This is a genomic window from Limosilactobacillus coleohominis (assembly GCF_016901675.1).
GTDB lineage: Bacteria > Bacillota > Bacilli > Lactobacillales > Lactobacillaceae > Limosilactobacillus > Limosilactobacillus intestinavium.
This window is the reverse complement of the sequence record NZ_JACJKU010000038.1, coordinates 1-15,432: the sequence shown is the minus strand read 5'-3', so window position 1 is coordinate 15,432 and position 15,432 is coordinate 1. Positions and strand designations below refer to the sequence as shown.

Here is a 15,432-nt window from a genome sequence, read left to right as displayed (position 1 = left end):
CGTATGGCCTTCATCACTTAGTATATGAAATTGTTGATAATTCGGTAGACGAAGCTTTATCAGGATACGGTGACGAAATTAACGTCATCATTGGCGCCGATAATTCGATTACGGTGCAAGACCATGGACGGGGAATGCCTGTCGGGATGCATGCGAGCGGTAAGCCAACGCCTGAAGTTATTATGACAGTGCTACATGCCGGTGGTAAATTCGGCCAGGATGATGGTTATAAGACTTCTGGGGGGTTGCACGGTGTTGGTGCATCCGTTGTCAATGCGCTTTCTACTAACCTAACTTTAACAATTGTAAGGGACCATGTTCGCTATCAAGAAAAATTTAAAAATGGTGGGCAACCTATTGGAACATTAAAAAAGCTTGGTAAAACTCGTGACGATAGTGGGACCACAGTTTCATTTAAACCAGATCCAGCGATTTTCTCAACGACCGTTTATGATTATAATACGTTGGCACGCCGACTTAGAGAGTCCGCATTTTTGCTAAAGGGATTAAAAATCACCTTGACTGATGAACGTGCTGGCCAAGAACAAAACCAGACGTTCCAGTACGAAAATGGAATTGAGGACTTCGTACAGTACTTAAATGAAGATAAGGATACGTTAGGCAAAGTCTTATCATTTACCGGAAAACAGGATGGTGTAGAAGTGGATGTTGCCGCTCAATATAATGACGGCTATTCTGAAAATATCCTATCATTCGTAAATAACGTGCGAACTCCTGATGGTGGGACCCATGAAGCTGGATTCCGGAGCGCTTGGACTAAGAGTTTTAACGATTACGCTCGTAAAACAGGATTGCTCAAAGAGCGTGATAAAAATCTAGAAGGCAGCGACGTTCGTGAAGGGGTGACTGCCATCGTATCAGTACGAATCCCAGAGCGGATTTTACAATTTGAAGGGCAAACGAAGGACAAATTAGGTACTCCTGAAGCACGTAAGATTGTCGATAGTATCGTTAGCGATCAACTTAGCTATGCTTTGATGGAAAACGGCGATTTTGCTCAAATGTTAATTCGAAAGGCCGTCAAAGCTCGGCAGGCTCGTGAAGCTGCACGAAAGGCGCGAGACCTCTCACGCAATGGTAAGAAGCGTAGCCGAAAAGAGCGGAATTTATCAGGTAAGTTAACTCCAGCTCAATCTAAAAATGCAAAGAAGAACGAATTATTCTTAGTCGAAGGTGACTCTGCCGGTGGTTCTGCTAAACAAGGACGGGATCGGAAGTTCCAAGCAATTCTTCCTTTACGAGGCAAAGTGTTAAACACTGAAAAAGCGAAGTTAGACGATGTTCTTAAGAATGAAGAATTGAACACCATCATTTATACCGTCGGGGCTGGTGTAGGTTCCGAATTTAACGTTGCCGATTCTAACTATGACAAGATCATTATTATGACTGATGCCGATGATGATGGTGCGCATATCCAAATCCTATTATTAACTTTCTTCTACAAGTACATGCGACCAATGATTGAAGCTGGTAAGGTTTATATTGCTTTGCCACCTTTGTATCGTTTACAGCAAGGTCGTGGTGCAAAGAATAAGATTACGTATGCTTGGACAAATGAAGAGTTAACCAAGTTGACCCGTAAAATGGGTAAAACCGCATCATTACAACGGTTCAAGGGACTTGGTGAAATGAATGCCGATCAACTTTGGGAGACGACAATGAATCCGGAAACTCGGACGTTAATTCGGGTTAAAATCAACGATGCTCAGTTAGCTGAAAAACGAGTGACAACATTAATGGGGAATAAAGTTGAACCCCGTCGTGAATGGATTGAAAAGAACGTTCATTTTACAATGACTGATGATAAAGAATCTGACGAGTTAGTGGAAAATAAAGGACAAGTCAAATCTTCATCCTCTAAAAAATCAACACCCCAGATTAAAACGTGGAATCAACAATAATTTAGAAAGGACAGTGCCAAGTGAGCGATAATAAAATTGAAGAGTTAACCCTGGAACAGTTAATGGGTGAACGATTCGGAAGATATTCTAAATCAATTATTCAAGAACGGGCATTGCCAGATATTCGTGATGGACTAAAACCGGTTCAACGACGAATTTTATTTGCAATGAACAAGGACGGAAATACTTATGATAAAGGATTCCGCAAATCTGCCAAGTCAGTTGGGAATGTCATGGGTAATTTCCACCCCCATGGTGATAGCTCAATTTATGAGGCCCTGGTTCGGTTAAGCCAAGATTGGAAACTGCTCGAACCGTTAATTGAAATGCACGGTAACAATGGTTCGATGGATGGTGATCCACCGGCTGCAATGCGGTACACGGAAGCCCGGCTTAGTAAAATTGCCGGTTTAATGCTTCGTGATATTAACAAAGATACGGTTGAGATGACCTTAAACTTTGATGATACCGAAAAGGAACCAACAGTATTACCAGCACGAATTCCCAACCTATTCGTTAATGGAGCTACAGGAATTTCGGCCGGGTATGCTACTGAAATCCCACCGCATAATTTAAGAGAGCTCATTAAGGCCCTTATTTTCCTAATGCAGCATCCTGATGCTAGTTTGGATGACCTAATGCAATATGTTCCAGGTCCAGACTTCCCAACTGGTGGAATTATCCAAGGGACTGATGGTATTCGGAAGGCATATGAAACTGGTCGAGGTCGTGTTATTTTGCGTGCTAAAACAACAATCGACGAATTGCGCGGCGGCCGTCGGCAGATTACCGTGACAGAAATCCCTTATGAGGTCAATAAGGCCCAACTTGTAAAGCGGATCAATGATCTTCGATTAAATAAAAAGGTTGAAGGCATTGCTGAGGCGCGGGACGAAACTGATCGAAGTGGCCTACGCCTTGCGATTGAATTGAAACGTAATGCTGATGCTAAGGGGATTTTAAACTACCTGCTTAAAAATACTGATCTGCAAATTAACTATAATTTCAACATGGTGGCGATTGATGATCAGCGTCCCATGCGAATTGGCCTAAAGCATTATTTAGAATCCTATCTAGCTTTCCAACAAGAAATCATTACTAGACGGACTAGGTTCGACTTGAATAAGGCTAAAACCCGTTTACACATCGTTGAAGGGTTGATCAAAGCTTTATCAATTTTGGACCAGGTTATTAAGACAATCCGTTCAAGTAAGAACCGTAAAGATGCTACTAACAATTTAGTGGCTGAATATCAGTTTACCCAACCTCAAGCAGAAGCCATTGTTGCTTTGCAACTATACCGTTTAACTAACACTGATGTAACTGATCTTCAAGACGAACAAAAACGGTTGAATGATGCTATTGCTGAATATGAAAAGATTTTAAATGATAAGAATGAATTAAATCGGGTATTGGTTCGTGAACTAAAAACCATTGATAAGGCCTTTGGTTCTGATCGCAGGACCCAAATTGAAAAGCACGTTCAAAAGCTGACTGTTGATACTAAAGTCACAGTTCCTGATGAAGAAGTAGTTGTTTTAGTTTCCCATGCTGGGTATATTAAGCGAAGCAGTTTGAGAAGCTTCAATGCATCATCATTAGATGATAATGGACTTCGCGAGGATGATTATCCACTACTCATTCAAAGTGCATCTACACTAAGTCATCTTTTCATGTTTACAAATTTGGGCCACGTTATTTACCGTCCAATTCATGAATTAGCTGACACCAAATGGAAGGAAACGGGTGAACATATTTCTCAATCAATCGGTTTAGCTGATAATGAACAAATAATTTCTGCATTAATATTAGATCATCTTGATGTTCCTGGAACGGTGATCATTTCTACTAGTGATGGACAGGTTAAACAAACTACCATTAGCGATTTAAATCCTGGAACGCGTTATAAGAGTCGTGCCAGTGTATTCATGAAGCTTAAAAATGATCAGGCTCAAGTATTAAATGTTCAATATTATGAACCAAAAGATGAAAATACTAGTTTAACTGCCATCAGCAAGCAAGGATACGGGTTACGGTTTGATGTTGCTGAGGTACCGGTTCAAGGAACACGGACTGCTGGAGTAAGAGCCATTAATCTGAAAGATGACGATGAATTAACGAACTTAGTATTAACCAATGATCAGGATAATCTCGCCATTATTACTCAACGTGGAGCATTTAAGGAAATGGCAGCAAGTGAATTAGAATTAGGAAGACGTGCGCGGCGTGGAGTCTTAGTTCTTCATAAACTAAAGAAGAATCCACACGAAGTGGTTGACTTTATTGCATATTCACCTGAATTCCATGGAGCATTGGAAGTAATTACCAACCGTCCAGAATTTCAAGATATTCTAGTGGATGACCATCATCTCGGCACCATTAAGTCCAATGGTACATTTGTTATCGATACCGATACACAAGGGGTACCGGTTACACTCAGAAAGAAGATTACAGCTGTTGATGATAAAGAAACAGATCCTAATGAATCAACAGAAGATACGCCACAACATGGGTCAAAAAGGGAAACTTTAGATATCAATTGATCATTTTGCTAAATATGTCAAAAAAATTATTAATAATTTCAAAAGTCCGTGATATCATTATTACTAATGAGATGTATTAGCATCACTATTTTGAGGAGGAATCCATAATATGAGTAAAGAATTAGTATTTGGACACCAAAACCCGGACACAGATGCCATTACAGCTGCAATGGCATTTTCATATTTACAAAATCAATTAGGGTACGAAACTGAAGCAGTTGCTTTAGGTGAACCAAATGATGAAACTAAGTTTGCATTAGATCACTTCGACATGAAGGCACCACGGGTTGTTAAAACCGTTGCTAATGAAGTTGACAAAGTAATGCTTGTTGACCACAACGAACCTCAACAAAGTGTTGAAGACATTGACAAGGTTCAAGTAACTCACTTAGTTGACCACCACCGAATTGCAAACTTCAATACAGCACAACCTTTGTGGGCAACTGTTCGCCCTTATGGTTGTGTAAGCACAGTTATCTATGAATTGTTTGAAGACAAGCACATTGACATTCCTGCTAACTTAGCTGGAATGATGCTTTCAGCAATTATTTCAGACACATTGCTTTTGAAGTCCCCAACAACAACTGACCATGACCGTGAAGCTGTCAAGGCATTGGCAAAGATTGCTGATGTTGATTACGAAGATTACGGTATCAAGATGTTGAAGGCTGGTACTAACCTGGATGCTAAGTCTGATAATGACATTGTTGACGGTGATGCCAAGTCATTTGAATTAAATGGTTCAACTATTCGCATTGGTCAAGTTAACACCGTTGACCTTGACGATGTTTTTGTTCGCCAAACTGATCTTGAAAAAGAAATGAAGTCCTTAATGGATCAAAACGGTTATGATACCTTTATTTTGATCGCTACTAACATTTTGAACAGTGATTCAGACCTATTGGTTGTTGGTGACAACACTGACAAGGTTGAAAAAGCCTTTGGTAAGAAGCTAAATGATGCTCACCGGATGAACTTGCCAGGAGTAGTTTCCCGTAAGAAGCAAGTGGTTCCTCCATTGACTGATGCTTTTGAAGGATAATTAAGTGTTAATTTAATAGATTATGAAGTTGTCATGGCTAAGACACAATGCTGTTGCGTTTGTGTCAAAAGCTAAATGACGACTTTTTAATTACACTAACTTATTGTAAGTTACGATAAAGTTGAGTATAATATTTGTACAAAGGAGGGATTGAGATGTATTTAACTTTTACTAATGAAGCTAAGCAACGGTTAGCCAGGTATGTCGATGATTCAAAAAAGATGTTAATGGACTACGATGATGGGGTTGGACCTTTTTCTGCTATTGGAAATTGTTCATTAGATGATAATTTCAAGCTGATTTTTGTTGATAAAGACCGTAATTTTAAAGACTTTGATGCTCATTTTGATTCTAACCTAGGACCAATTTATTATAAGGGGTATACAAAACCACAATTTGATGAACAAATGACCGTTCGTTTCAATCCAAACGTGTTTACAATGCCTCTGACAACACCTAAGGGAACCTTAACTGATGACATTGAAGTGGTAGATTTAAGTAATGGCAACTATGAATCAACAACAATGAACCAAACGCACGATTGTTAATGAGGTGAATTCATTTAATGAAAGATAAGGATCTTAAAGCAAAATTGTCGCCAATCCAATATGCAGTAACCCAGCAATCAGCAACAGAACGACCATTTACGGGTAAATATGACCAATTTGATCAGCCTGGAATCTATGTTGATGTTGTGAGCGGGGAACCGCTTTTTTCCTCACTTGATAAGTATGACTCTGGATGCGGATGGCCTGCCTTTACTAAACCTTTAGAGAAACTAAAGATGAAACGAGATCAATCTCATGGAATGGAGAGAACTGAAGTACGGAGTGTAGAAGCAGACTCACACTTGGGTCACGTCTTTACCGATGGACCTCAAGACAAAGGAGGACTCCGTTATTGTATTAACTCAGCTTCCCTCCGTTTCATCCCGGTTAAAGAATTAGAGCAACAGGGGTACGGCGAATATCGAGCCATTTTTAAGGATTAACTTGTTGAATGAAAGAATTGTAGTAAAATAGAAACCCGTAAGAATGTTGAATAAAGGGGGGATTGGCCTTGGTTACCCAAGCTGCCATTCTGTTACTAGTCGGCGTTTTTGCGGGTTCTTTAGGTTCTTTACTTGGAATTGGTGGTGGAATGATCATCATTCCAATTTTAAGCGTCCTTATGGGCTTGCCAATGCGCTATGCAATCGGAGCAAGTGTGATTGCCGTAATCGCAACTAGTTCAGGATCAACGATTGCTTATTTAAAAGACGATTTATTAAATCTTAGGGTTGCAATGTTTTTGGAAATTGCTACCACAGTTGGAGCCATCACCGGAGCAATTCTAACCGGAGTGATTGATGGTAAATGGCTAGAAGTGCTGTTTGGAATTTTCTTAGTATATTCAACCTATAATATGATCCAAAAACTTCGGGGCAAAGTTAAACAAGATGCTGACAAAGTTAGTGATGATAAATGGGCAAAAAAATTGAAATTACAGGGCTCATATTATGACAAGTTATCCGGGGAAGAAAAATATTACCAAGTCACTCGAGTTCCAGGTGGTTTTGCAATGATGTACGGTGCAGGACTTGCCAGTGGACTACTTGGAATTGGTAGTGGAGTTTTCAAAGTGATTGCCATGGATACAATCATGAAAATGCCATTAAAACCATCTAGTGCTACCAGTAACTTAATGATGGGGGTCACTGCTGCTGCAAGTGCTACCGTTTATTTCTTTAATGGTTCTATTCATCCGCATATTGCTGCACCATTAGCAATTGGAATCTTAATCGGGGCAGCAATTGGAACCCGGTTAATGCAACGCATTCACCCACGATTGTTAAGAATGATCTTCGTTCCAATTTTGTTTATCATGGGTGTTCAAATGATTCTAAAAGGATTTAGGGTGATTAACTAATGGCAAGCAAAGAAACAGACCAAACACGCTCGGAAATGAGTAAAGTTGAAAATGTCATTGGTGTTATCATGCAAATCGGAGTATTAGCATCCGCGATTGTCATCATAATTGGTTTGCTAATGTTTTTCATTACTGGTCAATCTGGATATACAGGTAATAATTTTCCACACACTTTTGCTGCAATTGGTCGCGGCTTAGTATATTTCAAGCCATATGCAATCATCATGTTGGGATTATTTTTGCTTATCTTAACACCTGCATTGCGGGTCCTAGTTTCGATCTATGCATTTGCAGTCATGAAAGATCGTATGTATGTTTGGATTACTTCGCTCGTTATGGTGATCTTAGTTATTGCCATGGTTATTGGGATGTACGGCATCTAATTATTAGACTTAAAGTCATCAATTTGGGATATCCCGGCTTTTTTTGTGGAGGAGAGAGGCAAGTTGCTGTATACTAAGGTCAGTATTTAAAACGGTTACTGAACAAATTGCCGAGAGGGGGTAGACATTATTAACGAATCGGCTTTAGTTATTGAAGACTTCTCAGCTCTGGGACAAATTTCAATGGTATCAGCATTAACCGTCCTCCAAGCAATGAATCATACAACGGCTGCTCTACCTACGGCTATCTTATCAACCCAAACTGAAGGGTTTGGCACTCCCAAAAAATTAGCGACTAACCGGTGGATTAAACAGACGATCAACCATTGGCAATTAGTGCCGAATTTAGACTTTAGTGGTGCATTAGTTGGATACATTGGAGATACCGAAATTATTTCAATGGTAGAGCAACTGTTTACGATGAAGTTGGGCAATCGTCCCGTAATTATTGATCCAGTTATGGGTGATGAGGGGAAGTTGTATCCTGGATTAAGTAAGGATTACATTCAACATGTTCGTCGGTTATGTACTCATGCCACAATTATTACCCCGAACTGGACTGAATTATGTTTCTTGTCTGGAGCAGAAATAGTCCTTGAACCCAGTTTGGAGAATGCTAAACATTTATTAGATTGCATCCAAGGTTTCGGTATTAACGCTGATGTTATTATTACGGGTGCGAAATTAAATGATAAAACGGGTTGTTTATTTCAATCGCGTGAAGAAGGCTTTGAATTTGTCGGTCATTCAGAGATCGATGGACATTTTTATGGGACTGGCGATACTTTTGCTGCCATTCTTTTAGGATGTCTATTAAGCAATCTATCATTAACTGATTCGGTTAAAAAAGCAACCAATCTGATTTATGAAGCCATCGTGGCGACCGCTAATGATCAGGAAGTTGCAAATCGGAAGTATGGGTTAAAATTAGGAAAATTAATCCAGTTAATTGTTTCGCAAAATTAAAACTAAGGAGTTTTTGTTTAGTATGGATAAGTCAACTCAACAACTTAATAAGTTAATTTTTGCTGCATTACTGTTAGCAATTACAATTGTTTTTGGACGAATTTTCATTATTCCGATTCCATGGACCCATGGGAACGTAAACTTATGTGATGCCGGAATTTTAATTGCAGCAATGCTTTTGGGACCAGTCTATGGGACTGCAGTTGGTGGACTTGGTGGTTTATTTTTAGATTTGATTTCAGGATACACTCAATATGCACCATTTTCTTTGATTGCCCATGGTTTAGAAGGCTTGTTAGCCGGTTGGTTATACAAAAAAGCTGGAAAGAATAAGTTTGCAGAATATGGTGCTAATTTGATTGCCATTTTAGTAATGGTAATTTGCTACTTCTTTGCTGATTCCATCTTGTATAATTGGGTAGCTGGTGTCTTAGGGATTGGGACTAATATTCTTCAAGGAATTGTAGGAATGGTAATTGCAATATTGATTGTACCTACAATTAAGAAACGCATTAATCTTTAAACGATTTAAATACCAGGGGATGATCCTCTGGCATTTATTTTGTTTGTATAGTTACTTTGTTTAATATATATTATGTAAAGTAAAATAACAATTTTGTAATTTAACTAAGAATCGTGTTTAATTATTACTAATTAAGTCTAATATTTGGAGGAATTTACATGGCTATTACCGATCAAGAAGATCTTCATTTCCAATTGGTCACAGATGACCCATTAGATATTGAACGACTACAAAATATTTGCAAACAAACCTTTACTGAAACTTTTGGTGCTGACAACACTGATGAAGATCTAGAAAAGTTCTTTGCAGAAGCTTATGCTCCAGACGTTTTAAAGACAGAATTGAATGCTGATTCTTCACAGACCTATTTTTATAACCTAAATGGTCAAATTGCTGGCTATCTGAAGGTTAACTGGTCAAATGATCAGACAGAACTTTTTTATCCTGATGCTTTCGAGATTCAAAGAATTTACGTTTTAAAAAGGTTTCAACACTTACATATTGGTGGTCGGCTAATGAAAAAGGCCCTCAGCATTGCTAAGGACCTTGATAAGTCGCAAGTTTGGCTTGGTGTTTGGGAGCAAAATACTAACGCTCAGGGCTTCTATCATCATTATGGATTTCGCCAAGTTAGTCAGCACACGTTCACTGTTGGGAACGACGATCAAACTGACTATATTCTTTTAAAAGACCTTTAATATGGGAATCCCTGTTTATTGGTTCCAAAGTAGATGTGGTACAGATCATATCCTAGGTTACGACATTGCTTTAATGAAATGTTGTTACTGTACAGGACAATGGTCTGTTTCTTTTTAGTGTTAGCAAAAATTGTACAAGCGTAGCCTTCATATGATCCATTTGCATGTAACTCATTCGGGTGTAAATAGAAACCACCATAGTATGGGTTATCATTCGGTTGGAAGTTAATTTGCTGATACTGCTTCAAAATGTCATTTTGTTTTAAAACGACTTGATTAATGAATTTCCAGTAACTATTTGGTGTGGCAACGATTTGGCCAGCACCAAATTCTGCTGACATTTCACGCTGTAAGTACCGCCACGAATCTGTTTCTTGCGAGTCAAACTTAAATTGATGATCATTTAAGGATGGAGACAACTGTTTTGAAGACGATAACTGATTAAAAAACTTCATTCCTTGAAGATGATTAGGTTTAAATATGTTTTTTTTTACATATGTTGCATACGATTCATGACTGACTATGCTGACAATAATTGCCAGCAAGCCATAATTAACGTTTGCATAGTGCCACTGACCTAGATGATTGACAACTCTATAATTTTGTTTTGTAAAATTGATACTGTCTTTTTCAGATTTTAATGGCTGGTCAGCAATTTGGCTACGATCTGCAAGCCCGCTTGTATGGGTTAATAAATTGCGAATGGTAATTTGCTGACTATTGCGAATTTCCGGAAAAAACTTACTGATCTTAGTATTCAGCGATAATTGATGATGGTTAATGAGTTGCTGAATAGCCATTCCAGTAATTGCTTTTTGAAATGAAGCAATGGGGAAAAGTTTATTAGTGCTGATGGCAGGTGCAGTCCCCTCACCTACAATTACTTTATTTGTAATGATGGTTGGCTTTTTGCCAGATCCAACCATAACAATTGCATTTGCATTTTCCTTTTTTAGGGCATTCTGAATGGCCTGCTTTTGTTGAGAACTAATCGTTGCAGCATTCCCAATTATTGGCATTGCAATTAACGAGTAAACTAGCATAATGATGCTTAAACACAGGAATTTGTGAAACTGATTCTTCAACATATTAATATCCTCAAATTATTTTTTATCCACTTGTCATATCATAACGTAAAACAACATTATCCATCAATTAACGCAACCGATTTAAATAAATCATTACTTCTTGTAAGTAAAATAATAATCAATCCATAATATAACAGACTATGAAAAGGAATGATTTATTATGAATGAAGATGTTTATATCAGTAAGAAAATGTCCTACGCATTGAGGCATAACCCTCAAAAGTATGGCCTTCAGCTCGATCAATATGGATATACTGATATTCATAGTTTTATTGATGCTTTAAACCGTGTCCACCATATTACACCCCCGATTACAATTGAGCGAATTAAAATGGTAATGGAGCATTCAAATAAGGAACGTTTTAAAATTAAAAATGGCAAAATTTGCGCCTTATACGGTCATTCAATTTCTGGAATTATTAGTCATCGTCAGGCCACTCCACCAGATATTCTTTATCATGGTACTGCAAGGCGCTTTATCCCCAGTATTAAAAAGCTAGGTTTATTACCGATGAAGCGACAATACGTTCATTTATCTACGGACATTCCAATGGCGCGTCAAGTTGGTGGTCGGCATGATAGTCATCCGGTAATTTTGCGGATAAATACTAAAGTTGCTGTAGCAAATGGTATTAAGTTTTACGTTGGTAATGATGAAGTCTGGCTATGTGACGAGCTACCGGCTGAATACATTGAATTTCCATAGAAATAGCAAGATTTCTCACAAACAAAGGGGCCTTCTGTTCGGTTGTCCGAGTGGAAGCCCCTATTGCTAACTGTAGCCTGGTTAAGACCACAATTCCTTATTTGATTTCAGTCAATCCTTGCTTCTTACGACCATGATTAAACCATGGACTAACAGTGAAGGCTAAAATATCATTAATGACGTAGATTGAACTGTTAACCGCCATTGCTAAGGTAGCATCACCTTGAGCAAATGTTACTGCCCACAGAATCAATTGGAAGATTCCGGAAGCTAACCACCAGAAGTATTGGTTATTGTAACGCATGAAGCACATAATTCCAGCAGTTAAACTAATGGAGAAGCTGATAGCGTCAATCCATGGACGAGGATCGTCAGTCAGATGACCAATTAAGTAACCAGAAATCAGGTAAACTAAAATAGTACCAATAATTGCAATTGTCCATTCCTTGCTACCAAACTTACGCAGGTGATTCTTAGTATCATCGTTCCAAGTCTTAACTGCAAAAATGACAGGCAAGTCAAGGGTTGCGATGTAGGCAATTTGTTCAAAAATAGACAGGTAATTTTTAGCTGCTAATCCTGCATAAATAAAACAAGCAGCACTAATTAAACCTAACCAACCATTAATCGCCTTAGTAGCATTAATGGCAAGCACACAAAGGGTCCCTAACAAGGTACCAATGAAGGTAATAACAGTAACTGTGGTAACCTTACCTTCAATTAACAATGCCAATTGGAAGCCAAAAGCAAAAAACCATAAACAATAGTTTTGCACTGGCCAGCCCTTTAACTGCCTAAACAACCAAATAAAATAGTTCTCATGAGAATTTCCCATCGATAACCAAACTCCTTTAAATTATTAGGTTCACGTTATTCATAAACGTGCCTTATCCGCCTTGCGGCATCTGGACAAATTTTGTCACCGATTAAAAAGTATAGCATGGTTTAAATTGAATTAATAATTTCTCAATGAGCAGAAAATGCTAGTTTGTATTGAAATATCAGATATTAACAAAACTTTAAATTTAATTTCTAGCTTAACATAATTTTATTACTGTTAAATATGTCAAATTAAAAAGTGATTTTGGATTAATCAATAAAAATGGTAAAATAATAATATTATTCTACCGGAAAAATGGAGGCAATGAATCATGTTGTATGATGCAGCTTTAGTGTTGGAAGGTGGCGCAATGCGTGGGCAATACTCAACTGGCATTACTGATACCCTACTAGCTCACCATATCGAATTTAAAAGTGTGATTGGTGTTTCTGCAGGTGCACTGTGTGGAGCCCAATATGTTTCTAAACAATATGGCCGGATAGTTCGGGTTAATACTAATTACCGTAAAGATAAAGAATACATCTCCCTTCTCCATATGTTAAAGCGCAAGGATATCTTAAATCTAGACTTCTTATTTGAAGATCACGGCTGGGACTGGAATAATTTTGACGAACGTGCCTATGAACGTTCTTCCTCCAGTTTTACCATCGTGGCAACGCAAGTATCATCAGGGCGGCGGGTTACCTTCACCGACCCAACTGGGACAGAACTAGTTAATGATCTTAAAGCTTCTTGCTCAATGCCTTTCCTAATGGAACCACAGGTCACTTCTAAAGGGGAATGCTTAGATGGCGGTGTAGCGGACTCTATTCCTTACGATGTTGCTAAGGAACAAGGTTACAAGAAGATTGTGGTTGTTCGTACCAGGCCTCATGATTACCACAAAAAGCCGACCCCAAAACTGCTTCAGCAAATGTATCGTCACACCTTTAAAGAATCTCCCCGCTTTGCTGAAACTGGTATTAAACGTCCAGAAATGTACAATCAACAGGTTGACGTGGTAAATGAAAAAGCAGCGACCAGCGAATGGTTCAAGTTTTCACCAGAAAACATGGTCAAAGTCGGTCGACTTGAAAAAAATACTGACAAGTTGAAAGCACTTTACCATCAAGGTCAACAACAAGCTGAGGAATTGTTACCAATGCTGCAGGATTATTTAACTAAATAAAGTGAGGGATTAATTTTGGAGAAAGTTGTTTTTGTAGGCGCGAAACGTAGCCCTATTGGTAAACTGGGTGGTGCTTTATCTTCTAAGACGGCCGTTCAATTAGGTAGCCAAATTATTAAAGCTGCCCTGGAACAAACTACGCTCGCCCCTGATCAAGTTGATGAAGTATTTATGGGCAACGTTGTAACCGCTGGAGAAGGCCAGAATCCTGCTAGACAAGCAGCATTAAACGCAGGACTCCCCTACTCTGTCCCTGCTACCATCATTAATGACGTGTGCGGTTCTGGGATGCAAGCAATTCGTTTGGCAGCTCAACAAATAATGTTGGATACGGCGGATGTTGTGGTTGCTGGTGGAATGGAAAGTATGTCAAATGCACCGTATTTAATTCCGCATGCACGATTTGGATACAAATATGGTGATGGTCAATTTGTTGACGCACTTTATCATGACGGGCTACAAGATGCCTATCACGGCTACCCAATGGGGATGACCGCTGAGAACCTTTTGGAAAAATATCCTGAAAGTCGCGAAGATATCGATGCCTTTGCATTAATGAGCCAAGAGAAAGCAAAAAAGGCTCGAGACAATGGCAAGTTTGATGATGAAATCGTCCCAATTGAGGTCACAAGCCATCATAAATCATTGTTAATTAAACAAGATGAGTCAATCCGGGAAACATCCATGCAGCAATTAGCCAAGTTAAAACCAGTTTTCAAGGAAGGTGGTTCAGTAACTGCTGGAAATTCTTCTGGCCTTAATGATGGCGCTGCTGCTGTCGTGATGACTTCGGAAAAATATGCCAAGGCTCACCATCTCCAAATTTTGGGATATTGGTCAGCTGATTCCATTGTAGGTGTTGATCCTGCAATCATGGGTATCGGTCCATATTATGCAATTAAAAAGCTAATGCAAGAGCAATCTATAAATTATCAGGATATTGATCTGTATGAAATCAATGAAGCCTTTGCTGCCCAATCATTAGTGGTTCTGCATCAGTTAGGAATTAATGCTGATAAAGTGAATGTTAATGGTGGTGCAATTGCACTTGGTCATCCAATTGGAGCATCTGGAGCCCGAATTATTGTTACAATGTTATACGAAATGAATCGTCGAAATGCTCATACAGGCGTTGCCAGTTTATGTATTGGCGGCGGCATGGGTGCTGCTACGTTAATTACGAAATAAGAAATTGATATCTAGATATCAAAAATAAACAACACATTACAAAATAAGGGTCTAACGCTCGGTAAATCGAACGCTAGGCCCATATTTAATGGCTCTTTGTCAAATCCTGTTGATAGGTAAGAATCAGGTTATGCAACCTGGTTCTTTTTTTGTGCCATTTGACGATAATAAATTCGATAGACCATGTGATCAAAATTACGAAAGCCGAAGGCTGTTCGTTGAATCTGCTTAATCATTCTGTTTATTCCTTCCATTGCACCATTACTGTATTTGAATTGGGAAGCATTAAGCACATACTCTAAATTTTGTCGAAGAGTTTTAATGACTATCGTCATTTAGGAACTTATTTGTTCCGACGGATAAAGCGCGTCAGTTAGGCCATCCATATCACGGTGGGATAAGTTAGTCATAATACTTTGCATTACGTTATAATCTGCCATTAATCGTTCATCTACC

At 38.8% G+C, this 15,432-nt stretch carries 16 protein-coding genes; 13 read left to right on the top strand and 3 right to left on the bottom strand.

The annotated features are described in order from the left end of the window. The 10 genes from parE to H5975_RS04760 form a co-directional block, all read left to right on the top strand. On the top strand, positions 1-1,922 hold a 1,922-nt coding region (gene parE, locus H5975_RS04805; RefSeq protein ID WP_204785110.1), incomplete at its 5' end, for a DNA topoisomerase IV subunit B. A gap of 20 nt (positions 1,923-1,942) precedes the next feature. Then, positions 1,943-4,465 carry a DNA topoisomerase IV subunit A gene (parC, locus tag H5975_RS04800; protein WP_204785109.1) on the top strand — a complete coding sequence of 841 codons (2,523 nt, stop codon included), beginning with the start codon at positions 1,943-1,945 and terminating at the stop codon, positions 4,463-4,465. A 109-nt stretch (positions 4,466-4,574) separates the two neighbouring features. After that, positions 4,575-5,507, top strand: coding sequence for a manganese-dependent inorganic pyrophosphatase (locus H5975_RS04795; protein WP_204785108.1), 933 nt, complete (start codon positions 4,575-4,577; stop codon positions 5,505-5,507). Positions 5,508-5,662: 155 nt separating this feature from the next. Beyond that, complete coding sequence (locus tag H5975_RS04790; protein WP_178662198.1) at positions 5,663-6,055, top strand: iron-sulfur cluster biosynthesis family protein; 393 nt, start codon at positions 5,663-5,665, stop codon at positions 6,053-6,055. Positions 6,056-6,072: 17 nt separating this feature from the next. Then, positions 6,073-6,498, top strand: a complete 426-nt coding sequence (gene msrB, locus H5975_RS04785; protein ID WP_204785107.1) for a peptide-methionine (R)-S-oxide reductase MsrB — start codon at positions 6,073-6,075, stop codon at positions 6,496-6,498. Positions 6,499-6,566: 68 nt separating this feature from the next. After that, on the top strand, positions 6,567-7,415 hold the full coding sequence (locus H5975_RS04780; RefSeq protein ID WP_204785106.1) for a sulfite exporter TauE/SafE family protein: 849 nt from the start codon (positions 6,567-6,569) through the stop codon (positions 7,413-7,415). Beyond that, complete coding sequence (locus H5975_RS04775) at positions 7,415-7,798, top strand: DUF1634 domain-containing protein (protein ID WP_204785105.1); 384 nt, start codon at positions 7,415-7,417, stop codon at positions 7,796-7,798. The genes H5975_RS04780 and H5975_RS04775 overlap by 1 nt, the downstream gene beginning before the upstream one ends. Positions 7,799-7,981: 183 nt before the next feature. After that, positions 7,982-8,764, top strand: coding sequence for a PfkB family carbohydrate kinase (locus H5975_RS04770; RefSeq protein ID WP_204785104.1), 783 nt, complete (start codon positions 7,982-7,984; stop codon positions 8,762-8,764). Between the two features lie 22 nt (positions 8,765-8,786). Further along, positions 8,787-9,287, top strand: coding sequence for an ECF transporter S component (locus tag H5975_RS04765; RefSeq protein ID WP_204785103.1), 501 nt, complete (start codon positions 8,787-8,789; stop codon positions 9,285-9,287). Between the two features lie 158 nt (positions 9,288-9,445). Continuing rightward, positions 9,446-9,985 (top strand): GNAT family N-acetyltransferase, encoded by a 540-nt coding sequence (locus tag H5975_RS04760; RefSeq protein WP_204785102.1) that lies wholly within the window; start codon positions 9,446-9,448, stop codon positions 9,983-9,985. Here the strand turns inward: H5975_RS04760 and H5975_RS04755 are convergent. Continuing rightward, a complete protein-coding gene (locus tag H5975_RS04755; protein ID WP_204785101.1) occupies positions 9,982-11,073 on the bottom strand; it encodes a serine hydrolase domain-containing protein in 1,092 nt (363 codons plus the stop codon). The two genes, H5975_RS04760 and H5975_RS04755, sit on opposite strands and share 4 nt — an antisense overlap. A 160-nt stretch (positions 11,074-11,233) precedes the next feature. Here H5975_RS04755 and H5975_RS04750 point away from each other — a divergent pair, with 160 nt between their 5' ends. Then, positions 11,234-11,779 (top strand): RNA 2'-phosphotransferase, encoded by a 546-nt coding sequence (locus H5975_RS04750; RefSeq protein WP_204785100.1) that lies wholly within the window; start codon positions 11,234-11,236, stop codon positions 11,777-11,779. Between the two features lie 97 nt (positions 11,780-11,876). On the opposite strand, the gene pnuC is transcribed toward H5975_RS04750, so the two are convergent. Further along, complete coding sequence (gene pnuC, locus H5975_RS04745) at positions 11,877-12,614, bottom strand: nicotinamide riboside transporter PnuC (RefSeq protein ID WP_178662180.1); 738 nt, start codon at positions 12,612-12,614, stop codon at positions 11,877-11,879. A 316-nt stretch (positions 12,615-12,930) separates the two neighbouring features. On the opposite strand from pnuC, the gene H5975_RS04740 reads away from it, so the two are divergent. Then, complete coding sequence (locus H5975_RS04740) at positions 12,931-13,788, top strand: patatin-like phospholipase family protein (protein WP_204785099.1); 858 nt, start codon at positions 12,931-12,933, stop codon at positions 13,786-13,788. 15 nt (positions 13,789-13,803) lie between these two features. Continuing rightward, positions 13,804-14,976 (top strand): thiolase family protein, encoded by a 1,173-nt coding sequence (locus H5975_RS04735; RefSeq protein WP_204785098.1) that lies wholly within the window; start codon positions 13,804-13,806, stop codon positions 14,974-14,976. A gap of 128 nt (positions 14,977-15,104) precedes the next feature. On the opposite strand, the gene H5975_RS04730 is transcribed toward H5975_RS04735, so the two are convergent. Further along, a complete protein-coding gene (locus H5975_RS04730; protein WP_204785097.1) occupies positions 15,105-15,311 on the bottom strand; it encodes a transposase in 207 nt (68 codons plus the stop codon). Between the last annotated feature and the right edge of the window lie 121 nt (positions 15,312-15,432).